The sequence below is a fragment of the Salinisphaera sp. Q1T1-3 genome (genome assembly GCF_003602005.1).
GTDB lineage: Bacteria > Pseudomonadota > Gammaproteobacteria > Nevskiales > Salinisphaeraceae > Salinisphaera.
In genome coordinates this window covers 171,206-194,351 of sequence record NZ_QZWD01000007.1, presented here as the reverse complement: position 1 = coordinate 194,351, position 23,146 = coordinate 171,206, and the positions used below count along the sequence as shown (strand labels likewise).

At 64.7% G+C, this 23,146-nt stretch carries 23 protein-coding genes; 9 read left to right on the top strand and 14 right to left on the bottom strand.

What is annotated here, in order from left to right:
- From D3260_RS18105 to D3260_RS08865, 6 genes are all read right to left on the bottom strand, one after another.
- Window positions 1-145 (bottom strand): ATP-binding cassette domain-containing protein (locus D3260_RS18105; RefSeq protein WP_120098229.1); only part of this gene is annotated, 145 nt, incomplete at its 3' end.
- Window positions 146-302: 157 nt separating this feature from the next.
- The gene (locus D3260_RS08885; RefSeq protein ID WP_120098228.1) at window positions 303-1,070 is read right to left on the bottom strand and encodes an SDR family NAD(P)-dependent oxidoreductase; all 768 of its coding nucleotides are present in this window, start codon (window positions 1,068-1,070) and stop codon (window positions 303-305) included.
- A 51-nt stretch (window positions 1,071-1,121) separates the two neighbouring features.
- Window positions 1,122-1,952 carry a carbohydrate ABC transporter permease gene (locus tag D3260_RS08880; protein WP_120098227.1) on the bottom strand — a complete coding sequence of 277 codons (831 nt, stop codon included), beginning with the start codon at window positions 1,950-1,952 and terminating at the stop codon, window positions 1,122-1,124.
- Window positions 1,949-2,836 carry a carbohydrate ABC transporter permease gene (locus tag D3260_RS08875; RefSeq protein WP_199671430.1) on the bottom strand — a complete coding sequence of 296 codons (888 nt, stop codon included), beginning with the start codon at window positions 2,834-2,836 and terminating at the stop codon, window positions 1,949-1,951. The genes D3260_RS08880 and D3260_RS08875 overlap by 4 nt, the downstream gene beginning before the upstream one ends.
- Window positions 2,837-2,839: 3 nt before the next feature.
- Window positions 2,840-4,279, bottom strand: a complete 1,440-nt coding sequence (locus D3260_RS08870; protein ID WP_120098226.1) for a substrate-binding domain-containing protein — start codon at window positions 4,277-4,279, stop codon at window positions 2,840-2,842.
- Between the two features lie 68 nt (window positions 4,280-4,347).
- A complete protein-coding gene (locus D3260_RS08865; protein ID WP_120098225.1) occupies window positions 4,348-5,400 on the bottom strand; it encodes an NAD(P)-dependent alcohol dehydrogenase in 1,053 nt (350 codons plus the stop codon).
- Between the two features lie 261 nt (window positions 5,401-5,661).
- On the opposite strand from D3260_RS08865, the gene D3260_RS08860 reads away from it, so the two are divergent.
- The gene (locus tag D3260_RS08860; protein WP_120098224.1) at window positions 5,662-6,579 is read left to right on the top strand and encodes an AraC family transcriptional regulator; all 918 of its coding nucleotides are present in this window, start codon (window positions 5,662-5,664) and stop codon (window positions 6,577-6,579) included.
- Window positions 6,580-6,587: 8 nt separating this feature from the next.
- On the opposite strand, the gene xerC is transcribed toward D3260_RS08860, so the two are convergent.
- The 4 genes from xerC to D3260_RS08840 form a co-directional block, all read right to left on the bottom strand.
- A complete protein-coding gene (xerC, locus tag D3260_RS08855; protein ID WP_120098247.1) occupies window positions 6,588-7,496 on the bottom strand; it encodes a tyrosine recombinase XerC in 909 nt (302 codons plus the stop codon).
- Window positions 7,497-7,543: 47 nt separating this feature from the next.
- Window positions 7,544-8,257 carry a DUF484 family protein gene (locus D3260_RS08850; RefSeq protein WP_120098223.1) on the bottom strand — a complete coding sequence of 238 codons (714 nt, stop codon included), beginning with the start codon at window positions 8,255-8,257 and terminating at the stop codon, window positions 7,544-7,546.
- A 76-nt stretch (window positions 8,258-8,333) separates the two neighbouring features.
- On the bottom strand, window positions 8,334-9,170 hold the full coding sequence (dapF, locus tag D3260_RS08845; protein ID WP_120098222.1) for a diaminopimelate epimerase: 837 nt from the start codon (window positions 9,168-9,170) through the stop codon (window positions 8,334-8,336).
- 3 nt (window positions 9,171-9,173) lie between these two features.
- Window positions 9,174-9,776, bottom strand: a complete 603-nt coding sequence (locus tag D3260_RS08840) for a copper chaperone PCu(A)C (RefSeq protein ID WP_120098221.1) — start codon at window positions 9,774-9,776, stop codon at window positions 9,174-9,176.
- A 303-nt stretch (window positions 9,777-10,079) separates the two neighbouring features.
- On the opposite strand from D3260_RS08840, the gene D3260_RS08835 reads away from it, so the two are divergent.
- Together D3260_RS08835 and D3260_RS08830 are read left to right on the top strand one after the other, a co-directional pair.
- Window positions 10,080-10,583: a Fur family transcriptional regulator gene (locus tag D3260_RS08835; protein WP_120098220.1), complete on the top strand. Its 504-nt coding sequence runs from the start codon at window positions 10,080-10,082 to the stop codon at window positions 10,581-10,583.
- An 84-nt stretch (window positions 10,584-10,667) separates the two neighbouring features.
- Window positions 10,668-11,879, top strand: a complete 1,212-nt coding sequence (locus D3260_RS08830; RefSeq protein ID WP_120098219.1) for a GTP-binding protein — start codon at window positions 10,668-10,670, stop codon at window positions 11,877-11,879.
- Between the two features lie 262 nt (window positions 11,880-12,141).
- Here D3260_RS08830 and D3260_RS08825 read toward each other — a convergent pair whose 3' ends face one another.
- The 4 genes from D3260_RS08825 to D3260_RS08810 all read right to left on the bottom strand — a co-directional run bounded on the left by D3260_RS08825 (window position 12,142) and on the right by D3260_RS08810 (window position 17,381).
- Window positions 12,142-13,521, bottom strand: coding sequence for an N-acetylmuramoyl-L-alanine amidase (locus tag D3260_RS08825; protein WP_120098218.1), 1,380 nt, complete (start codon window positions 13,519-13,521; stop codon window positions 12,142-12,144).
- Between the two features lie 97 nt (window positions 13,522-13,618).
- Window positions 13,619-14,467 (bottom strand): ZIP family metal transporter, encoded by an 849-nt coding sequence (locus tag D3260_RS08820; protein ID WP_120098217.1) that lies wholly within the window; start codon window positions 14,465-14,467, stop codon window positions 13,619-13,621.
- 13 nt (window positions 14,468-14,480) lie between these two features.
- Entirely contained in the window at window positions 14,481-16,613 is a 2,133-nt protein-coding gene (locus D3260_RS08815) for a TonB-dependent receptor (protein ID WP_120098216.1), read from the bottom strand.
- Between the two features lie 171 nt (window positions 16,614-16,784).
- Complete coding sequence (locus tag D3260_RS08810) at window positions 16,785-17,381, bottom strand: TetR/AcrR family transcriptional regulator (protein ID WP_158583472.1); 597 nt, start codon at window positions 17,379-17,381, stop codon at window positions 16,785-16,787.
- A 175-nt stretch (window positions 17,382-17,556) separates the two neighbouring features.
- Here D3260_RS08810 and D3260_RS08805 point away from each other — a divergent pair, with 175 nt between their 5' ends.
- From D3260_RS08805 to D3260_RS08780, 6 genes are all read left to right on the top strand, one after another.
- Window positions 17,557-17,811, top strand: coding sequence for a Trm112 family protein (locus D3260_RS08805; RefSeq protein WP_120098214.1), 255 nt, complete (start codon window positions 17,557-17,559; stop codon window positions 17,809-17,811).
- Window positions 17,808-18,671 carry a 6-carboxytetrahydropterin synthase gene (locus tag D3260_RS08800; RefSeq protein WP_120098213.1) on the top strand — a complete coding sequence of 288 codons (864 nt, stop codon included), beginning with the start codon at window positions 17,808-17,810 and terminating at the stop codon, window positions 18,669-18,671. The genes D3260_RS08805 and D3260_RS08800 overlap by 4 nt, the downstream gene beginning before the upstream one ends.
- 54 nt (window positions 18,672-18,725) lie before the next feature.
- On the top strand, window positions 18,726-20,060 hold the full coding sequence (locus D3260_RS08795) for a dihydroorotase (RefSeq protein WP_120098212.1): 1,335 nt from the start codon (window positions 18,726-18,728) through the stop codon (window positions 20,058-20,060).
- Between the two features lie 104 nt (window positions 20,061-20,164).
- Window positions 20,165-20,605 carry a ferric iron uptake transcriptional regulator gene (gene fur / locus D3260_RS08790; protein WP_120098246.1) on the top strand — a complete coding sequence of 147 codons (441 nt, stop codon included), beginning with the start codon at window positions 20,165-20,167 and terminating at the stop codon, window positions 20,603-20,605.
- Between the two features lie 128 nt (window positions 20,606-20,733).
- Entirely contained in the window at window positions 20,734-21,918 is a 1,185-nt protein-coding gene (gene sat, locus D3260_RS08785; RefSeq protein ID WP_120098211.1) for a sulfate adenylyltransferase, read from the top strand.
- A gap of 74 nt (window positions 21,919-21,992) precedes the next feature.
- Window positions 21,993-22,757 carry a sulfotransferase family 2 domain-containing protein gene (locus D3260_RS08780; RefSeq protein WP_147418148.1) on the top strand — a complete coding sequence of 255 codons (765 nt, stop codon included), beginning with the start codon at window positions 21,993-21,995 and terminating at the stop codon, window positions 22,755-22,757.
- Window positions 22,758-23,146: the final 389 nt, after the last annotated feature.

Genomic DNA, 23,146 nt, shown 5'->3' with positions numbered 1-23,146 from the left:
GCATGGTCGTGGTCTTGCCACAGCCCGACGGGCCCACCAGTACGATGAATTCGCCGTCCTCGGTGGTCAGATTGAAATCGGTCACCGCCAGCGAGTCCGCGCCCGGATAGCGCTTGCCGAGGTTGTTCAGGGCTACCACTGCCATTGTTCTAACCTTTGTTTTCGAAAACCGCCCGCGAACGGGCGCCCATCAGAGCGGATACAAAGCCCCGCTCGGATCCACCCGATCGGCGACGCCGAGGATCACCCGGCACGGCCGCCGCAGGTCTTGGGTCGTTGTGTCGTGCGTGCCACCTGTGGCCCTACCAGAGCGTATAGCCGCCATCGATTTTCAGGATGGTGCCGGTCATGAAACTCGAGGCCTCGCTGGCCAGATAGACGATGGTCGGGCCGAGCTCTTCCGGTGTCGCCGCCCGTTGCATGGGCGCATCGTCGATCCAGTACGGCTTGAATCTGGGGTCGTCGGTCGGCGCCATGTCGGTCTTCACATACCCCGGGGCGATCGCGTTGACCCGGATGCCCGAAGGGGCCCATTCGGCCGCCAGCGACTTGGTGAGCTGGTGCACGGCTGCCTTGGAGGCGTTGTAGGCCGGCTGCATCTGGGGCCGGTTGACGATCTCCGCCGAGATCGAGCCGACGTTGATGATGTTGCCGCGGCCGCGTTTGGCCATCCGCCGCCCCACCGCCTGACAGCAGTACCAGAGCGCATGCACGTTGATGTCGAAGACCTTGTGCCAGCCCTCCGGCGTGACTTCCAGCGCCGGCTTGTGTTCACAGGTGCCGGCATTGTTGACGAAGATATCGACCGGGCCGAGCTGCTCGGTCACCCGGTCCAGCATCGCGGTCACGGCCTCGGGATCGGCGACGTCCGCGACCACGGCCTCGGCCGTGCCGCCGTCGCCGCGAATCGCCTCGGCGACACGCTCGGCCAGTTCACCGCGCCGGGCCACGATCGCGACCGCAGCCCCGGCTTCGGCCAGCGCGTGAGCCAGCGCCTCGCCGATGCCGCCGTTGGCCCCTGTGACGACGGCGACCTGACCGGTCAGATCGAATTTGGACATGATGCCCATGGCGGATTCTCCTCTCGCTGTTTCGTGTTCGGCTGGTCCTGACGCGGCGTACTATTTGACCGCGCCGAGCGTGAGCCCGGTCACCAGCCAACGCTTGACCAGCAGGCCGAAGACCGCCATCGGACAGACAACGACGGTGCCGATGGCCAGAAGCTGGCCCCAGTCGATGCCGGTCTGGGTGAGCAATTGCGCGGCGGCGATCGGGATCGTGGACGTGCCCGGCCCGCCGAACGTCGTCGCAAAGGCGTAATCGTTCCAGGCGAAGATGAAACACAGGATCGTGGTGGTCGCGATACCGGGCTTCATCAACGGCAGCGCGACGCGCCAGAAGACCTGCCATTTCGTGGCCCCGTCGATGGTTGCCGCCTCTTCCAGATCACGCGGCAGATCATCGAAGAACGCGGTCATCAACCAGATGGCAAACGGCAGATTGAAGCTCAGATAAGCCACGATCAGGCCGGTGTAGCTGTCCAGCAGATTCAGATACCGGAACATCAGATACAACGGCACGATCACGGCCGCGATCGGCGCCATGCGTGTACTGATGATCCAGAAGGCCAGATGCTGCTTGCCGCGGATTCGGATACGCGACAGACCATAACCTCCCATCGCCCCCAGAACCACGGCGATCGCGGTCGAAACCCCGGTCACGATCAGGCTGGCCGTGATGTTGTGCCAGAGATTGTTACCGCCGGAGAACAGGGCCTGATAATGCGCCAGCGTCGGCGAGAAAATCAGCTGCGGCGAAGCCGAGGTGATCACGTTGTCCGGCTTGAACGACGACAGCACCATCCAGGCGATCGGCACAAGCGTCCAGGCCAGCACCAGACCGACCAGGACAAAACGCATCACACGGGATGTCACATGAGAAATACGGGTCATGGCGTGGCCTCGCGACGTTCCAGAACACGTACGAAGACGGTGGCGATGATGATCGAGACCGCCAGCATCGTCAGCCCCACGGCCGAGGCATAGCCCAGATCGAAGAACCGGAACGCGATGTCGTAGAGCCGGATCGGCACGGTCTTGGTCGAATCCGCCGGGCCGCCGTTGGTGGTGATGAAGATGATCGCGAAGAAGCGCAGGGCATCCATCGACCGGATCAACAGAGCGACCAGCAGAATCGGGGTGATGGCCGGCAGCACGATGTGCCAGAGCTTGTGGCGATAGCTTGCACCGTCCACATCCGCTGCCTCGAGTATGTCGGTGGGCACGGCAGTCAGCCCGGCCAGCACGATGAGCGCGACCAGCGGCGTCCATTCCCAGACGTCCAGTCCGATGACCGTATACATGGCCGGTCCGACCGACCCCATGACATTACCCTCGTAAAGGCCGGTGCTGGCCAGCAGCCACGAGTAAAGCCCGAAACTGGGGTCGAACAGGAATCGGCCGAGCAGCCCGACGATGATCGGCGCGATGAACATCGGGATCAGCACCAGCGAAAGCACCAGATTGCGCCCGCGGATCAGCGAATGGACGAGCAGCGCGATCAGTGTGCCCAGCACCATTTCCAGGCCAACGGTGGCCACGAAGTAAACCACCGTCCGAAGCCAGCTCGCACCGATATCCGGATCGGTGAACAGACGCGTCCAGTTGGCGAGCCCGGCGAAGCTCAACGACAATCCGCCGATGAGGCTGACTTTCGACAGGCTCATGTAGATCATCGTGCCCAGCGGCACCAGCGAAATGGCCGCCAGGAGAATCAGAGCCGGCGTCATCATCGCCAGCTCGAATCCCTGTCCCGGGCGCTTCACGCGCGTTGTCATGGATCAGGCTCCCGTGGCCGAGTCGACCTTGCGCTTGGCGGCCTTCATCGCGGCGGCCGGCTTCTTCTGCCCGGCCAACATGCGTGACAGCTCGGTGAAGACCGCGGTATCAGCCTGGTTCCAGGACGGAATCTTCGGACGCAGGCCGATATGATCGGGCTGCCAGGCGACTTTCATCGTATCGGCTGTGAGCATGTTGGGCATATCGGTCGGCGGCGTGCTCGCTTTCTGGACTTCCGGCATCTCATAGACCGAAGTGCGCGTCGGTGTGCCGCCGCCGGCCTTGCTCTTGAGACCCGCGAGCTGAGTCTGCGGCGATGTCGCCCAGACCAGGAACAGCCAGGCGGCCGTCTGCTGCTTGCCGGTGGCGTTGCCGTTGATGCCGATCCCGCAGCCGCCGTACAGATTGACGCTGCGCTTGGGCCCGGTCGGCAACGGCGCATAGCCGACCTTGCCCTTGAGATCGCCCGATTCGAGCGAACCTGCGAATTCGTGCCACTGCGGCATCATCGCGAAACGCTTGTTGCCAAACGCATTGGCCAGGCCTGTCCAGTCCCAGCTCGTGCTGCCGGGATCGGCGATCTTGAGGAGTTTCTGGTAGAAGGTCGCGGCTTCGATGGCAGCCGGCTGATCGAGCGTGCAGGGGCCGGGCTCGGCGCTGCCAAGCAGCCCGACCCGATCACCGTTGTTGAAGTATTCGCCGCCGTAGGCCATCAGCACATTGGAGAAATCACACTGCAGCGAGTCGTACTGCTTGGCCTGATGGCCGGTGCCGTACTTGACCTCCTTGACGTGATCGCCGTTGAACCATTCGGCGATCCGGTAGTACTGCTCCCAGGTGATCTTGTCCGACGGCGTCGGATCGAAGCCGAGATCGGCGGCCATCCGATCGTGATACTTGTCGAACAGATCCTTGCGATAGATCCAGATCATCGTCGGACAATCGTAGGGCAGCGCATACAGCGACTTGCGATTCTCGAAATAGCCGGCCGCCCCGAGCTGGGTCGGGATGAAATCGCCCACGCCCTTGGGAATCGCCGGCAGGCCATTCTTGCCGTTGAGGGTGTTCAGATCGGTCAGGCCCTGACGATAAGGCGCGACGATCTGGTACGGATCGGCATAGATCACGTCGTAGGCGCTGCGGCCGGAGCCGAAGTCCAGCGCGACCTTCTGGACCAGCGCGCCGAGTTCCATCTGCGTGATGTTGACCGTGATGCCGGTCAGCTTCTTGAACGCCTCGAGATTCGCCGCGATCGCCGTGGTCGGCGGCGTGTTCTCGGAGATGAAATTGATGGTCGTGCCCTTGGCCTGCTGCCAGGTCGCGTCATCGGCGATCTGGGCCGCCAGCGCATTGCGCAGACCACCGGCCCCCAGCGCGGTCAACGCAGCCAGCCCGCCGGCACCCTTGAGAAAACTGCGACGATCGAATGAAGAATGGCTCATGGTGTGTCCTCCGAGTCTCTTATCGTGTTGTCCCTAATGACGTCCTGATGACGTCCCGACGACGCGGCTCAGCCGTCGCTGACGCGGATCTGCAGCTTCACGTCCGTGGCCCGGCCCTCGGCTGCCCGCTCGAAGGCCGCGACGCTGTCCTTGAAGTCGAAGGTCTCGGAAATCAGCGGCTTGAGATCGACCTTGCCGGAAGCCAGCAGCGCGATCGTGCGGTCGTAGACGTTGGCGTAACGAAAGACGGTCTCGATACGCAGCTCCTTGGCCTGGGCCGCGACGATATCCAGCGTGACCGGCTCGACCGGCATACCGACCAGCACGACACAGCCGGCAGGCCGAGCGACGGCCAGAACGTCGTCGTAGACCCGCGGGCTGCCGCTGGCCTCGAAGACCACATCCGCGCCCCAGTCGCTGCCGCAGCGCGCGGCCACCACGTCGCGCAGCGATTCGCGCGTGACGTTGACGGGGGTGATGCCAGCGTAACCGGCCGCGATGTCGAGCTTGTCATCGACCAGATCGGAGACGATCACGTCCGAGGCCCCGGCGGCCAGCGCCGACAGCGCCACCATCAGGCCGATCGGTCCGGCGCCCGTGACCACACAGACATCGCCCGGCGTCATCCGCGCCTTGACGGCGGCCTGCATGCCGATCGCCAGCGGCTCGACCATCGCGCCTTCCGCGAACGAGACCGAATCGGGCAGCCGATAGGTAAACGCCGCCGGGTGCACGACTTCGCCGGTCAGGCAGCCGTGAATCGGGGGCGTGGCCCAGAACGTGACCGCCGGGTCCACGTTGTAGACGCCAAGACGGGCCGCAGGCGAATTCATGTCCGGCACGCCCGGCTCCATGCAGACCCGATCGCCCACGTCGAGCCCGGTCACCGCATCGCCGACCTCGATGACGGTGCCGGCCGCCTCGTGGCCGAGCACCATCGGGGCTTCGACGACGAACGGCCCGATACGCCCGTGCGTGTAGTAATGCACATCACTGCCGCAGATACCCACCGTATGCACCGCGACCCGGACATCGGTCGCGCCAAGGGTGTCATCGAGCGCGATCTCGCGCAGATTGAGTTCATGCTGGCGTTCCAGCACCAGCGCCTGGGCCTGCTTCATCGAATCCTCCTCCCGGCACCGGATGATCTCCGGCGCAATTCACGTCCATGACGCTAGGCTCGGGGGGCTTCGGCCGCTAGCGCGGCTTTTGCGACGACCTGATACTTTTTTGCAGGCGGCATGCCAGAATCACAATTTAATGATAAAAATCATGATCTTGCTGATATATCGAAAAGCCGGATAGCTGGCCAATACAGGCTCGGATACGACTAAAGCAGAACAGGTTCAGGCTGTTTCAACCGACGACACGAGGCTAATTTCATGCGCATGACCGCGCCGCGATCAAACGCCGGCCACGCCCCGCTCGGCGACCCGATCTTCGAACGGGTCGGCCAGGATCCGCGTCACAGTTTCTACTGGCACATGCACGGTTATCCGGACGCGATCGCGCGCTGGAACTATCATCCCGAGTACGAGCTGCATCTGGTCCAGTATTCGTCCGGGCATTACGTGGTCGGCGACTTCGCCGGCCGCTTCGGACCGGGCAATCTCGTGCTGACCGGCCCGAATCTGCCGCACGTGTGGTTCAGCGATCTCGCCCACGCCGACGAGCGCATCGCCGAGCGCGACGTGGTCCTGCAGTTCTCCGGCGACTGGCTGCGACGTCTGGCCGCGGTGTGCCCGGAACTGGCCCGGGTCGAGGATCTGCTGACCGGCGCCGATCGCGGTCTGGTCTTCGAGGGGCCGACCGCAACCGAGGTCGCGCGACGGCTGCGTGAGATGGGAGATCTGGCGCCGATGGCCCGGCTGGCCAGCCTGATGACCCTGCTCGACCTGCTGGCCGGGACGCCGGCCCGACCGCTGGCCAGCCCGACCTATCGGCTCGAGCACAGCGCGGTGCGCTCCGAGCAGGTCGATGCCATCCTGCGGTACCTGCACGGCCACTTCGACCGGCCGCTGTCGATGTCGCGGCTCGCGCACTGGCAGGACATGACGCCGTCGGCCTTTTCGCGCTTCTTCAAGCGTGCCACGGGCGATACCTTCGTCGCCTTCGTGCGGCGCATGCGCATCGACCGGGCCTGCGCCCTGCTCGTGGAGAGCGAGGACACGGTCGCCGACATCTGCTTCCGGGTCGGCTATCGCAATCTGTCCAACTTCAATCGACATTTCCGGGCCCTGACGGGCCATACGCCGACGCGCTATCGAACGCTGTTCGCCGCCGGCCACGCCGTGGCCTGAGTCGAGCGCTATTCGTCTTCGGCGCGGCCACGGGCCCGCGGATGCGCGGCGTCGTAGACCTTGGCCAGATGCGCGAAATCCAGATGTGTATAGATCTGTGTGGTGCTGATATTGGCATGGCCCAGCAATTCCTGAACCGCCCGCAGGTCAGCCGAAGATTCCAACAGATGCGTGGCGAACGAGTGGCGCAGCTTGTGTGGGTGCAGGTGCACCGGCAGACCGTGCGACAGCGCCCAGCGCTCCATGCGCAGGCCGATCGAGCGGCGTGACAGACGCGTGCCGCGTTTCGAGACGAACAGCGCCGGCTCGTCGACGCCGGCCAGCGCCCCGCGCTCCGTCAGCCACCGGGAAAGCGCGGTCCGGGCACGCGATCCGACGGGCACCGTACGCTCTCGATTGCCCTTGCCGATTACCCGGGCCTCACCGGCGGCCAGATCCAGATCGGCGAGATCCATGCCCGCGACCTCGGCCAGGCGGGCGCCGGCACTGTAGAACAGTTCAAGCAGGGCGTGATCGCGGACCGCCAGCGTGTCGTCCGGCTCGACATCGAGCATCCCGGCCAGGTCATCGACATCGATCGTCGATGGCAGATGCGCGGGCTTTTTCGGTGCCCGCACGTCCTGGGCGGGGTTGCGTTCGGCCCGGCCTTCGCGCATCTGCCACGTATAGAAACTGCGCAACGACGAGGCCAGTCGTGCCAGGCTGGCCGGCTTGGCACCGGCGCGGTGGCGCGCGGCCAGCAGATCGCGCAGGTCGGCTGCGCTCACGCGCTGCCAGTCCGGGCAACCGCGCGCGGCCAGCGTCTCGGCCGCGGCGTCGAGATCCCGTCGATATGCCGCCACCGTATGCGACGATACCCGACGAACATGCCGCAGATGTTCGAGATAGGCCGTGATGACCTGCCCGTAGCCGTGCAGCCGATCGGATATGGCCTCGGTCTCTGTCTCGGTGGGCGCCGACACGCTCAGGCCATGGGCTCGGCGCCGAGCAACCGGGTCAGCGTCGCGCTCAGCAGCTCACCGAACAGCTCGACGAACAACGTGCCCATGTCCGCCGTGAAACGCCCCGGATCGGCGCTGGCCAGCACGATGGCGCCGACCACCCGCTGCCGGCCGAGCGGAATGGCGGCTGCGCTGGCCATCGGACTCGCCTCGTCAGCGGGGAAGAGCGCAGCCGCCTGGGTCGGCGTGATCTCGCCGCAGATCGGTTTGCCGCGCCGAAACGTGTTGACCAGCGCACGCCCCGCATCGCTGTCCTCGACCAGTGTTTCGATGCGTGCCACCTCGGCCGGCAGCGCCCCGGTGAGCCCGATGTAGACCCGATCGACCGCGAGATCCGTCTTCAAGCAATCGATCAGCCGCTCGAGCATCGCATCCACGTCGGTGGCGCCGACCATGACGCGCGCGACCCGGTTGAGCTCGACGACGCGGTGCTCGTTGGCGCGGGCTGTGGCCACCAGCGACTCGAAACGCGCGGCGAGTTCGCGATTGGTCTGGCGCAGAACCGCAACCTGGCGCTCGATCAACGAGGCCGCACCCTGCGTCACGTGGGCAATATCCTGGGCCTCGAACGCCTCGGGATGACGTCGGGCGAACTCCGGATGCGCGACCAGATACGCCGCGATTTCGGCTTCGTCGAATTCGGGTGTCTGCGTGGCAGGCGTTTGTACTTCGTTCATGTCGAACCAATCGGGATGACGACGTGATGCAACGACGCGAGTGGGCCAGCGGCCGCTGACTCGCCTCGACTCGATTCTATGACGATAGCAGCTGACCTTCGAACACGCGCTCGGCGGGGCCGATCAGAAAGGCCGGCGCCGTGCCGCCAGCCCAGGTCACGCGCGCCCGCCCGCCGGGCAGATCGACACGCACGTCGGCATCCAGCCGGCCGTCGGCAATACCGGTGACCACGGCCGCGACCGCGCCGCTGCCACAGGCCAGGGTCTCGCCAGCGCCGCGCTCGAACACACGCAGCCGAATGTGGTCACGCGCCACGATCTCGCGAAAACCGACGTTGACGCGTTCCGGAAACACAGCGTGCGATTCCAGGGCCGGGCCCAGCGTGGCCACGGGCGCGACCGCGACATCGGCGACATCCAGCACTGCGTGCGGATTACCCAGGGCCACCGCGGCGAACCGCACGGGCTGGCCGGCGACATCGTCGAGCGTATAGGCCCCGGCACGAGAAAAACCGGCCAGCGGAATCCGCGCCGGTTCGAACACCGGCGTGCCGATCGCGACCGAAAAAGTGCCATCGGCCAGAGCTTCGAGCGTCATCCGCCCATCGCGAATATCCACGATCACACGCGTCTTGTCGGTCAGGCCGGCCTCGCGCACATAGCGCATGAAACAGCGCGCGCCGTTGCCGCACTGGCCCGACTCGCTGCCGTCGGCGTTGAGGATCCGGTAGCTGAAATCGGCGTCTGCGCTGCGCGGCGGGGCGACAATCAGAATCTGATCGCAGCCGATGCCGAAACGCCGGTCCGCGATGCGCCGCGCCGTCTCGGCATCGATGACCACCGGCGCGCGACAGGCATCCAGCACAACGAAATCGTTGCCCAGGCCGTGCATCTTGGTGAACGACAGCGACACGCCCTAGTTCGCGGTCCGGGAATCGTCCGTGGTGGACACACCGTCGGTATCGCCCTTGCCCTGCTTGAGCGCTTCCTCGGTGCGCACCGTGTCGTCATCGGTCGGCGGCAGCGACATGTCATCGTCATCACCGCTGCGCACCACGGCCGGCACGGACAACGTGGCCTGATCGCGCCCACAAACCAGCTTCAATTCCACCTGATCGCCGGTGCGATAGGCCTGGCTCGGCGAATAGAGCGCGATCTCGCGCTTGTTGGGCGCCAGATTGAAATCGCCACCGGCCGGCACCGTGAACGGCGCCAGCGGCTGGGCCCCGCCGGAGGCATCGTCGGCCGAATTCGCCGCCGCACTCTTGTCCTGAAAAAGTGCCCGATCGAACTGGCTGCTCGAAACACTCTCGACGACCACATCCTGGCTGCCGTCGTTGTGCAACTGCATGTAGCCCAGCATCTCGCGCGAGCCGGCATGCGCCGGCGTGACCCAGGCACGCGTGGCGCTCAGCTCGCCGCAGTCGGCGGCCGGCTGTGCCTGGCCGCAGCCGGCCAGTCCTGCCAGAACCAGACCGGCGAGGCCGACCCCAACGGCGCTCTTCGCCAAAACACCCATGCTCACGCTCCCGATTGTTATTCATTGATCCCGACACGCGGCAAACCGCCGGGTCGGCGATTTCCCATGCCCTGCCTGCTGCCCGATCGACTGCAACGCGCCTGCCAGGACAGGCCCGCACTGATCCAGCACCGCGGATCTCGTGACCAGTCGACCGTCACGACAGGCTCATCAATGGCTTATCGTACCGCCAAACCCCGGGCGACAGCATCCACAAGCTGCGATTGCGGCCGGCGATGTTCGCCAGGGCACGCAGTTCGCGCCACAATGGGGCATTGCTTTGACGGCCTTCGGGTTCGAATCATGCCGCATCCAACGTCCAACGTAGCGCTAAGCCACACACGTCACGATCATCAGGCCTGCATTGCCGATGCGCTGACACGCGCTGATGCGCTGTGTCGCGAGCGCGGTCTGCGCCTGACCGAGATCCGGCGTCGCGTCCTCGAACTGATCTGGGCCAATCATCAGCCGACCAAGGCCTATGATCTGCTCGCCCAGATCAACGCCGAGCGCGGCAACGCGGCTCCGCCGACGATCTATCGTGCGCTGGATTTTCTACTGGAAGCCGGCCTGATCCACAAGATCGAGTCGCAGAACGCCTTCATCGGTTGCGCGGTGGACCACGACCGAGGCCAGCCCAAGTTCTTCATCTGCCGCGTGTGCGGCGGGGCGGCCGAGATCCAGAGCAACGAGATCGATCGCGCCATCGACCGTGAGGCACGACGGGCCGGCTTCGTTATCGATCATCAGACGCTGGAAGTCGACGGACTCTGCGCGCTCTGCGCCGACCAGAGCGAGGCCGGCTGACGCTTCAACGCGTCGCCGTGCATCTTCTGTCTCTTGAGTGTTATATTATAACATTACTGATAAACATTCTGATGGAGATCGGCCATGCCTCAGCACGCCAGACTTCCCGTCACGGTGCTTTCCGGTTTTCTCGGCGCCGGCAAGACCACCCTGCTCAACCACATCCTCGCCAACCGTGCCGGCCTCAAGGTGGCCGTGATCGTCAACGACATGAGCGAGATCAATATCGACGCGGCGACGCTGCGCGAGACCGGCGGTCTGTCGCGCGTCGACGAGCGCCTGGTCGAGTTCTCCAATGGCTGCATCTGCTGCACCCTGCGTGACGACCTGATGACCGAGATCACGCGTCTGGCCGGCGAAGCCCGCTTCGACTATCTGTTGATCGAATCGACAGGCATATCCGAGCCGATGCCGGTGGCAGCCACCTTCGCCGTGCGCGATGAGCTCGGTTTCTCGCTGGCCGATATCGCCGAACTCGACACTATGGTCACGGTGGTCGACGCCGGGGCCCTGATGGCCGATTACGCCAGCACCGAACTGCTCACCGATCGGGGCGAGTCGGTCGATGACTCGGACGAACGCACCGTGGTCGATCTGCTGGTCGACCAGATCGAGTTCGCCAATGTCATCGTGCTCAACAAGTGCGACCGGGTCGATCCGGAGACCCGCGGACGGGCCCGGGCCGTTCTGCGCGCCTTGAACCCCGGCGCCACGGTGCTTGAAACAAGCCACGGTGTCGTGCGGCCTGCGGCCGTGCTCGGCACGCATGCCTTCGATTTCGAGGCAGCGGCCACAGCGCCCGGCTGGGCGCGCGAGCTCGCCGGCGAATCGCACCCGCCGGAAACGGAGGAATACGGCATCGCCAGCTTCGTCTATCGGCGACGTCGGCCCTTTCACCCGGAACGGCTGTTCACCCTCATGCACGGCGACTGGCCGGGTGTACTGCGCTCGAAGGGTTATTTCTGGCTGGCATCGCGCCCCGACTGGGTCGGTGAGATCAGCCAGGCCGGCGGCGCCCTGACCCATCAGGCCGCCGGTTTCTGGTGGGCCAGCGATACCGCGGCCGGCCGCCTGCCGAGCGACCCCGACACGCGCGCCGAAGTGCAACGACACTGGGACCGCGACTACGGCGATCGGCGTCAGGAGATCGTGGTCATCGGTATCGACATGGACGAGACGACACTGACGGCACGGCTCGATGCCTGTCTGCTCACCGATGATGAAATCGCGGCCGGTTGGGCGGCCTGGCAACGTCTCGCCGATCCTTTCCCGACCTGGCGCGCCGAGGCCGCATGACCCCATCCGATGTGGTCGCGGGCCGCGCGGCCACACCGGCTCACAGCGTCCGCCGCGGCCGCTTCATCGGCCCGGATCGAACAGACATGCCGCCATACGGGATATGCCGGCCCGGCGCCCCGTACTGCGCGCCGGAGCCTGTCGCGGCGCACGGCCAATTGTCGCGCCTTGCCTGACGAATGGCGGGACCGCGACGCGGCGTGGCGCGGCCGGCAGGGGTAACCCGAAGGGCCAGCGGCCATCTATCTCGTGACGAGGCGCCCTATGAGCCGTTCGGCAACTGCAGTTTCTGGCCGGCGTGCAGGCGCTTGCTATGCAGGTGGTTGATATCCATCAGCGCCGCTTCCGAAACGCCCTGTCGCGCCGCGATGCCGGACAACGTATCGCCGGATTTGACGGTATAGAGCGTGCCAGCGGTGGCCTTGATCTGCTCGGGCGGGTGCGCCTTGAAGTAGCGCGTGATGCCCTTGTACATGGCATCGGCGAGCTGGTCCCGAAATCGATCGCTGGATAACTCCCGCGCCTGCCCCGGATTGGACAGGAACGCGACCTCGCACAGCACCGAGGGGATCATCGGATCACGCAACACCGCGAAATTCGCCCGCGGCGGCTTGTGCCGATAGATGGGCCCGACGTGCGAGAACTGCTGGATGATGTCCTGGGCGACGTTATTGGCGTCGTTGATCGACGCGTTCTGGAACAGGTCGGTGAGTACCGCATTGAGTGTCGGATCGCCGGAGAACTTCACGCCGGCCAGACTGCGATCGCGTGTGTTCTCGAAATGCGCGAGCTGCGCGGCCTTGGCGTCCGTCGCGCCGTTTTCCGACAGCATGTAGCAGGTCGCCCCGTCCACGGACTTGTCGTCGGGATACGCGTTGGCGTGGATCGAGACGAACAGGTTCGCATGGTGTTCCTGGGCGATTTCCACCCGGCGGCGCAGCGTCAGATAGTGGTCGCTGTCGCGCGTGAGCACCGGGTGGATGTCCGGCGTGCGCTTGAGCTTGGCCGCCAGCGCCTTTCCGATGGACAGCACCACCGTCTTTTCCTTCAGCCCCGAGGCCGCACGCGTGCCCGAGTCGTGGCCACCGTGCCCCGGATCGATCACGACGACGATGGGCCCACTGGCCTTGCCCGTGCGATACAACGCCTGTGGTTCGTCGGTATCCGCGGCCGCTTTCGTCCCGGACGCGCTCTCGTCGGCCTTCGTCGCGACTGCCGATGAGGCCGAGCCGCCCGTGTTCGATGCGCCGGAGATCCGTGCGACCAACGTCTTGCCCTCGGCGTGCACATCATCCAGATGCGCGCTGCCCGACAGATCGATGACGGCTCGCAGCTTGCCGTCGGCGTGCTGGGCCAGCCGCACGCCGTCGACCGCGCCCTGATGGCCGACCGGCGCAATCTGACCGGCCTCGGTATCACTGAAATCGATGACCGCACGGGCCGGATCAGGAAGAGAGAAATAATGGAACGACGGCATCGCGCTCAGCGAAAACCGCACGGTCGTGGTTTGGCCCTGCGACGAGACATCGATACCGTCGAGCTGACCGGCCGAGGCACTCGCCGAGACCACGCACAACAGCAGGGCCACACCGCCCAGCGTCTTCTTCCAGGCCGTGTCGCGACGCCGCGTTCTTGTCTTCATTCGCTACTCTTGTTCGCCCAAGCCGATGATCGTGCGCAGGATAAACCACGGCCCCATCGCGTGGCCGAAGATCACGGCCCGAGCGCGGAACAGCGCGTCAGGCCTGGACGAGCCAGCGCAGCGCAACGACCGCCAGCCCGCCGGCCAGCATCGCCATCACGAACCAGCGATTCGCCGTCGATGTTTCCGGCGCGCCGATACGCTGGCGCGAGAAATCCTGGCCGACGTGCATGAAAACGCCGGTCGCGATACCAAACAGGCCGGCGTTGTCGGCCGGCGTACCCGGCGTGATCGTCAGCGCGACGGGAATCGCGGCCAGCCCGACCATGGCGGCCGGCCACAGAATCGGCGCCGCGGACAGCCCGCGATATCGCCGATTGCGTGCCAGCGCATAGCCGGCCGGCAGCTTGTGGCTGATGATCGCGGTGCCGAGCAAAAGCCCGAGCGCAGGCATGCGGGCATAGATCAGGCCCATCACGACACCGGCAGCCAGCGCATGCAGCGTGATCGCCGCCACGCTGGCATCGCGCATGTGCACGGTGCCGTGCTCGATGCCGATCAACCGGTCGAGTGCAATGCCGATGACCAGTCCAGCCGCGACACCGGCACTGCCCAAGACCGGATCGGGCCCGACGGCCATTGGCAGCAGAAACAGAGCCGCGCTGGTGAGCATGGCCCCACCGGCCAGCCCATCGGCCGCCGCGGCCACACGCACCCCGCTACCGATGCGCCCGGCCAGCCACCAGCCGGCCATCATGGCCGCGAACGCCACGATCGCGATCACCACCAGCTTGTCTCGCCCGCCGACGAGACCGGCAGCGAGTGTCAAACCCCACAGCGCGATCAGAACCGACAGGCCACGGCGCCCGACCAGCCGGCCGCCGAGGGCATCGAGGCCGGTCGCGCGCTCCGCGCCGTCGACATGGGGAAAAGATCGGTCACGCATGGCAACGCTCGGCTCAGATATCGAACGGGATGGTGGTCGTCAGCCGGATATCGCGACCGGGCGACAACGCATAGCCCTTGTAGGTATCCAGAAAATCGCGATACGGCTTGTCGAACAGGTTGTGCACGCGCAGATCCAGCTGGACTTCGTGTCCGCCGATTTTCGGCGCCACCCCCGCCCCCACGTCTACCAGACCATAGCCGGAGGTCGAGGCCCGGCCGAACGGCGCGGTATCGAACTGCGAGAAGGGCTCGCCCGGGGCGGCGTCGTGGCTGTCGTGATACGTCAGGTCGATGCTGGCGTAGGTCTTGCGCGGCCAGGAGGGGCCGTGCGGCGTGAAGCGTGCACCGATACCGACATTATCGGCCGGGATCAGCGGCAGATCGTCATGATTGTCGCGACGCCGGCCGCGCACGACCTCGCCCTTGACGTGCATCGAGACCCAGTCGGTCAGCTGAGCCTGAATCCGGCCTTCGGCCCCGTAGAGTTCGGCATCGGCCTGGTCGTGATCGAACACCGGCAGACCGTTGCGCATGGTGCCGGTGGACTGGAGATAGATGTAGTCGTCGATGGCGTTCCGGTAGCCGGTCAGCTCGGCGCTGATGCGATCGGATTCCCAACGCAGCGACAACGACGTGTCGAGCGATGTTTCCGGATCGAGGTCGGGGTTGCCGCGCTGGAAGGCGGCCACGCCACCGTGCTGGCCGGCCACGTACAACTCGAACAGGGTGGGCGCTCGGAAGCCACGACCGACGTTGGCGGCCAACGACAGATGGTCGGTGAAGGCATAGACCCCGCCGATGCTGCCCGTCACCACGTTATAGCTCTGCTTGTCGGCGTCGCGCACCGACGTGGAGGGGTTGGCCGTCTTGCCGGACAGCGCTTCGACGTCGTGATAGTCGTAACGCAGACCGGCCTGCAGCGTCAGCTTGCCGAGGTCCTTCTCTTCGAAGGCGAACACGGCCGCGTTGTTGACCTCGCCGCCCGGCGAGAGCTGGGTCCGCCCGCGCGAGACCTGTTGCTTGTTGACGTATTCCACGCCGATCGTACCGCCGGACAGACCGAGCACCGCGCCGTGCTGGCCGGTCAGGCGTGCCGTGTACTGGTCGAACTGCAGATCGATATCGCCATCGAAGCCGAGATGGCGCGGATAGCCGCCGGCGTTCGAGCGACGCCGATTGTTCTGCCACATCAGGTTCGGCTTCCAGTCGATACCGGCGAGTTTCTTGTGGCCGGTCAGCTGCACTTGGCGATCGTCGATGAACTGGCCCACGCCTTCCTGACCGGCCGGCGGCGGCTTGATGCCGGCCGGCGGCGGGAGCAGATAATTGTGCTCGTCGTTCCAGCGCGAATAGGCCAGGCGCCAGTCGCCCAGCGTCTTGTCCTGCATGCCGACGGCCACGGTACCGTTGATCTGGTTGAAATCCGTGTACTTGAGGCGGCCGGTATAGGCCGGGGCATCGGGATGGGCCGCGGCATCCGGACCGGGGAAATACGTGGCCTCGTCGGGCGTGCGGATATCACCGCCGTCGCGCCGGATCAGACCGGCGGCATACCCGAAATGGCCGTTGCCGCCGGTTGCCTTGAGGCCGGTATCCCATTCACGGTTATTGCTGTCGTAGCGACCGAGCAGCTCACCCTTGGCCCGAGCGTCGTAGTCGATATCCAATGGCATGAGATTGATCGCCCCGCCTAGCGCACTCGAGCCGTAAAGCACGCTGGAGGCGCCGCGCACCACCTCGACCCTGTCGAGCAGAAACGGATCGGTCACCGGCATGTGACGCACACCGAACGACTGACTCGAAACGCCGATATCGTTCGACAGAATCTTGACCCGCTCACCGGACAGGCCACGAATCACCGGTTTACCGGCGACGTTACCGGTCCCGATCGAATCCACGCCGGGCAGATGCGACAGGCCCTGTCCGAGATTGGCCGCACCGTCGGCACTCATCGTCGACGAATTCACGACGTCGACCTCGGCCGCCTGAGACAGCGGGCTCCCGGGAATCGGCACACCGGTCACGGATACGGTATCGAGCCGACTCGTGGGCGCCGACGCGGCCGAGCCAGCGCTCGGCGCCGCCGGAGCCGGGGCGGCCGCGGGCGCCGGATTCGCCGCCAGTGAAACCGAAGGTAATAACATTACAATACAAAACACCGGTCGCACGCGACCCCGGATGGTCCCCAACATCAAACCTGCCCCCTCATGCGGCAACAACTAAAACGGGCGACCGAACTGCCGCCCGAAATCACAATGTTATATTGTAACCATCACAGAGAGCAACGCACAATGCGGCCGCCCCGCCAAGGGGCTTCAGCGGCTCAATCCAGCCCAGAAGATCGGCCAGACCGATTGGACGCGACGGTCGTATTCGTCGACGGAATAGAGGAAACGTTCAGTGAACAGCCCATCGACCAGGACATAGAACGCATCGAGGAATTCGCGCTCGCTGAGCGTCTGCCACAGGCCTTCATCGCGTCCCTGGGCGTAGAAGGTTCTGAGCGCCACGTCGATACGTGCTTCGGCGCGCGCGGTGATCTGGCGCACCTGCTCCAGAAGCGGACGCGGCGGGAACAGCAGATAACGCTTGTGGAAAGTGCCCTGGTCGGCCTCGAGGATGAACCGCGACAGGGCGCTGACCAACGCGAACGTCCGGGTTTCGGTGTCGGCATCGCGATGCGCGGCCACGCTGGCGTCCAGTTCGGCAAAGAAAGCGTGCTCGACTTCATCGACGAGCGACATGAACAACGCTTCCTTGCTCTCGATATGGTTGTACAGCGACGGTTTACGGATGCCGACCGCTTCGGCGAGCTGCGACAGCGACGTGCCTTCATACCCCTGACTGGCGAACAGCGACAGGGCCGTGTCGTGGATGCGTTCGGCGGTAGAGCGGCGATTGATATCGGACATGGGGCGGATGATAGCGCGTTGGCCGGCCATCTCCGGAATATCGATCGAACGACCGCCCAGTCGTCGCCGCGGTCGCCCCCGCCGGGCCGGGACGATACAGACCGGCCGGCAAAACTGTCCTTCGCCCCGATCCGGCGGTTAAAATACCGACATTCGCCTTTCCAGCACCGGCCCCATGGACAAGCAGCTTCTCGAGATTCTGGTCTGCCCGGTCTCCGGCCTGAGCGTCTCGCCGGCCGACAGCGAGACGATCGATGCGCTCAATGCAGACATCGCCGCCGGCCGCGCCCGGCACGCCGACGACAGTGTCGTCGACGAGCGCGTCGTCGCCCTGCTGGTCACGCGGGACGGAGCGACCGGCTATCGCGTGGACGACGGCATTCCGGTCATGCTGCCGGAACGCGGCATCGCCCTGCGCGCGACGGCGTGACGCCGGATACGCGACACGACACGATCGCGCTGTTCGTCGACCATGTCACGCACGTCGACTGCGGCGTGCTCGACGCAGCGCAGGGTCTGCGCGGCGCCACCTGGCTGGTCGATGCCGTGCTCGAGGGAGAGCGCGACGAACACGGCATGCTCTTCGACTTCGGGCCGGCCAAGAAACTGCTCAAGGCCGAGATCGACGCGCTGATTGATCATCGTCTGCTGATCCCGCAACGCGCGCCCGGTTTGCAGCTGTCCGAGTGCACCGCCACGCTGGCCTGTACCAACGGCGACCACTATCGCTACGAGGGGCCATCGTCGGCGATGTGCGCTCTGGACTGTGCCGAACTCACGCCGGACTGGCTGGCCGACTGGCTCGCCGCCGCCGTCGCGCCGCGGCTGCCGGCCAACGTTCGTCGACTGTCGCTATCGCTCCGGGAAGAGCGTATCGAAGGCCCGGTCTATGACTACACGCACGGCCTGTCGGCCCACGACGGCAACTGTCAGCGCTTGGCGCATGGGCATCGTTGTCGTCTTTCGATCGCACTCGACGGCACGGACCGGCCCGATCTCGCCACGGCCTGGGCAACAGCCTGGCAGGGCGTGTTCATTGGCAGCCGCGCGCATCTGACCACGCCCGCCGATGCCGACCGGCTCGGTTTTGCCTATGCCGCTCCGCAGGGACGATTCGCGCTCGAAATCGCCGCCGCGCGTTGCGTGTTGCTCGATGCCCCGGCCACGGTCGAGAACATCGCCGACCACATTGCACAACGGCTGGCTCGGGCCCATCCCGGCCGACATGTCGCGGTGCGCGCGTATGAAGGCGTCGGCAAGGGTGCAATCGCCAGCCGACGCATCGACTGACGCCGCCTCCCACGAACCGCCCCGCCCTGTTCACGACTGCCAGGCAGATCCGAGATGACCGATACCCTGATCACCAATGCCACGCTGATCAATGAAGGCCAGCGCCTCGAGGCCGATGTGCTTGTCTCCGGCGGGCGCATCGAAAAGATCGCATCGCATATCACCGCACCGGCGAGCGCACGCGTCATCGACGGGGCCGGCTGCTGGCTGATGCCCGGCATGATCGACGATCAGGTTCATTTCCGTGAGCCCGGCCTGACCGACAAGGCCGATCTGGCCAGCGAATCGGCCGCGGCGGTGGCCGGTGGCATCACCAGTTTCATGGACATGCCCAACGTCAAACCGCCGACGATCTCGCATGACGCGCTCATCGCCAAACTGGCCATGGCACAGGGGCGCTGTACGGCCAACTATGGCTTTCATCTCGGGGCCACCAACGACAACATCGAGGCCATCAAGCGCGTCGACGGCACCCGGGCCGCCGGGGTGAAGATCTTCATGGGCGCCTCGACCGGCAAGATGCTGGTCGATGACGATACGGCACTCGAGGCGATCTTCGAACACTCGCCGCTGCCGATCCTCACACACTGCGAGGATACGCCGATGATCGAGGCCAACGCCGAGAAGGCGCGGGCCCGATTCGGCGACGAGGTGCCGATGCGCCAGCACCCCGTCATCCGCTCGCGCGAGGCCTGTATCGCCTCCTCGCGAAAAGCGATCGACCTGGCCACCCGCCACGATGCACGCCTGCACATCCTGCATATCACCACCGCCGAGGAACTCAGCCTGTTCTCGGCCGGGCCGATGGCAGACAAGCGCATCACCGCCGAGGCCTGCATTCATCATCTGTTCTTCTCGGAAGACGACTACGACCGGCTCGGCGCCCTGATCAAGTGCAACCCGGCCATCAAGACCGAAGCCGACCGCCAGGCCATTCTCCAGGCCGTCGCCGGCGATGTAATCGACGTGCTGGCCACCGACCACGCCCCGCACGCCCGGGCCGACAAGGACAACCCCTATTTCTCGGCACCGGCCGGCCTGCCCCTCGTCCAGCACGCCGTGCCCAGCCTCGTCGACCAGGTCACGGCCGGGCATTTCTCCGCCGAGCAGCTGGTCACCAAGATGGCACACAACGTGGCCGATCGATTCGACATCATCGACCGCGGCTATCTCCGCGAAGGCTACTGGGCCGACCTGGTACTCGTCGATCCGACGGCGCGCACCGTGGTCGACGACGAACCGGTACTGGCCAAATGCGGCTGGACGCCGTTTTCCGGTCATGTCTTCGACGCGCGCGTGGTTGCCACCCTCGTGTCTGGCCAACTCGCGTATCATGGCGGTAAACTTAGCCAAGGCTGTATTGGCGAGGCGCTGACCTACAATCGATAGGTATTGCGCACCGTCACGGCCATCGGCCACTCTTGACTGTGAATCATTCGCATCTAAAGTGGTCTCACGCCACGTCTATGTGCGCGTTCTTCGAGGTGTCGCGTATGGAAACCAGCGATCTGCGCAAGGCCGGACTCAAGGCCACGCTGCCCCGGCTCAAAATTCTGGAAGTGCTCCAGCAGAACAAGCACGATCATCTGTCGGCAGAGGATGTCTATCGCCGTCTGATGGATAACGACGAAGACATCGGTCTGGCGACGATCTATCGAGTCCTGTCACAGTTCGAGGACGCCGGTCTGGTGATACGTCATCATTTCGAGGACGGACATGCGCTGTTCGAGCTTGAACAGGGCCCGCACGACCACCTGATCTGCGTGAAGTGCGGCAAGATCGAGGAATTCTTCGATAACGAGATGCAGCAGCGTCAGCGCGATCTCGCACAGAAATCGGGCTTCGATCTGTCCAAGCACACCCTGGTGCTCTACGGCGAGTGTCAGGCTTCGAACTGCGAGAACGACACGACTCTCAAGAAGGACTCGTCATAACGATAGATCGACGGCCGCGGGTTGTCGCTTGTTACAGCCGGCGGTTAGACTTTTCGCGCATTTCATAATATGCGGCTATATCACGGCCGATCCCGGCCGGCGATACCGTCCATCAAAGCGCGAACTTCATGATCAAACCGCACGGCTCGACCGAACTCAATCCGTTGTATGTCGCCGACGAGACGCTGCGTGGCCAGCTCGTCCAACAGGCACATGAACTGCCTCAGCTGACCGTCAGCTCGGCGGCCGCCGCCAACGCCGTCATGCTCGGCGCCGGCTACTTCAACCCGCTGACCGGCTACATGACCAAGGCGGATGCCCTGTCCGTGGCGCGCGACATGCGCACCACCGACGGCCTGTTCTGGCCGATCCCGATCGTCAATATCGTCGCGGATCCGGAGCCGATCCGGGGCGCTGCCCGTATCGCACTCAATGATCCAAACGTCGACGGCGAGCCGGCGATCGCCATCCAGGACGTCGAGGGCATCGAGGAGATCTCCGAAGCCGAGATGACCGACATGGTCATCAACATCTTCGGCACCGACGACGAAAGCCATCCCGGCGTGGCCACCTTCAAGGGCCTTGGACGTTATCTCGTTCACGGGCCGATCCAGGTGCTCAACTTCTCGTACTTCGCCGACGACTTCCCGGAGACGTTCCGCACCGCCCAGTCGATCCGCGACGAATTCGCCGAGCGCGGCTGGGAGAAGGTCGTCGCCTTCCAGACCCGTAACCCTATGCACCGCGCGCACGAGGAACTGTGCAAGATGGCCCTGGAGGCCACCGGCGCCGACGGCGTGCTGGTCCATATGCTGCTGGGCAAGCTCAAGCCCGGCGACGTGCCGGCCCGGGTGCGTGACGCCGCGATCCGCAAGATGGTCGAGCACTACTTCCCCGAAAACTCGGTCATGATCACAGGCTACGGCTTCGACATGATGTATGCCGGGCCCCGAGAAGCTGTGCTGCACGCCGTGTTTCGACAGAACGCGGGCTGCTCGTATCTCATCGTCGGCCGCGACCACGCTGGCGTGGGCGATTTCTACGGCGCCTTCGATGCCCAGACCATCTTCGACGAGAAAGTGCCCGCGGACGCGCTCGAGATCGACATCTTCAAGGCCGATCACACCGCCTTCTCCAAGAAGCTCGGCCGCGTCGTCATGATGTCCGAGGCACCGGATCACACCAAGGAAGACTTCGTGATCCTCTCCGGCACCAAGGTCCGGGAGATGCTCGGCCAGGGTATCGCCCCGCCGCCGGAATTCTCGCGTCCGGAAGTCGCCGAGATCCTGATGGCGTACTACCAGGAAAAATAGTGCCGCCGCGCTGACCATCCGCCCGGCGACACCACGCCCTGTCCGCATCTTCCGGGCAGGGCGTTAACCCATCGTTGGATTGCCATGCGCTGCATTCCGATCTACGGTCGAAGGGTATTCGATCTGATATCGCGATGACGAGCTTGGAAAACACGCCGGCCCTAGCGCTCGCCAAACGGCTTCGACGTCGGTTGTATCGACCGATCTGGGAGAGCCGTTTTCCCTACTATTCGTACATGAACAGAAACCGGTGTGTTTTTGTTCATATCCCCAAGAACGGCGGCACTTCGATACGCCGAGCTCTGGGTGCTTCGGCCAAGGGACGCACCCATCTGCCCTGGTCCGTCTACGAAGAAGCCAATCCGAAGAAATTCAGCCGCTACTTCAAGTTCGCATTCCTGCGCGATCCGACATCGCGCTTGCACAGCGCCTATCACTATCTATGCGCCGGCGGCAACGGCGCGGACTGGGATCTCGAGGTCGCCGAAGACATCGCACAATATCCCGACTTCGACACCTTTGTTGCCGAAGGCCTGCCTCGCCGTCTCTACCGAGACAAGCTGCTGCTCTACCCGCAGACATATTTCGTTTGTGACAATCGCGGACACATCAAGGTGGATTTTCTCGGCCGGATGGAAACATTTGATCGGGATGCCCGTTACGTCTTCTCCAAACTGGGCCTGAAACAACACATTGGGCGCGAGAACACAACGGCTGCGAGCACAAGCGGCACCACCATCGCACCCGCCACACGCGAACGCATCGCGGCCTTCTATGCCGATGACTATGCTTTGATCGACCAGATTGATAACAGCACGGCGCGTGGCGACGTCAACTGACGCCCGGACCGATACCGGGCGACGCAATGGCGGCCGGGTTTATCCCGACTGTATCGAGGATGTCTTTCAGGCGAATGCCTCGCGTATCTGCCGCGGGCGATCGGCGTCTGTGCCGGTACGTGCTTTCCATGGCCCGATGATCTTCACCGGCGTGCTGCCTTGGTAATCAGACGCAAGTCGTATCAGATAACACACGTCAAGACTCTGGACGCATCACTGCCAAGACAGGCGGCATCACGGAACGCCTTCGATCAACCTTTGGGCAGCGCAGCCTTTCGCAACCAGCGCACAGCCATGGGCGACATGACGCCCCCCCTGCCCGCACAGCATCAAAGGCCATGCGAGGCACGCCTCGCCACACGCTTATCCTGAATTTTCAGAAGCGCTCG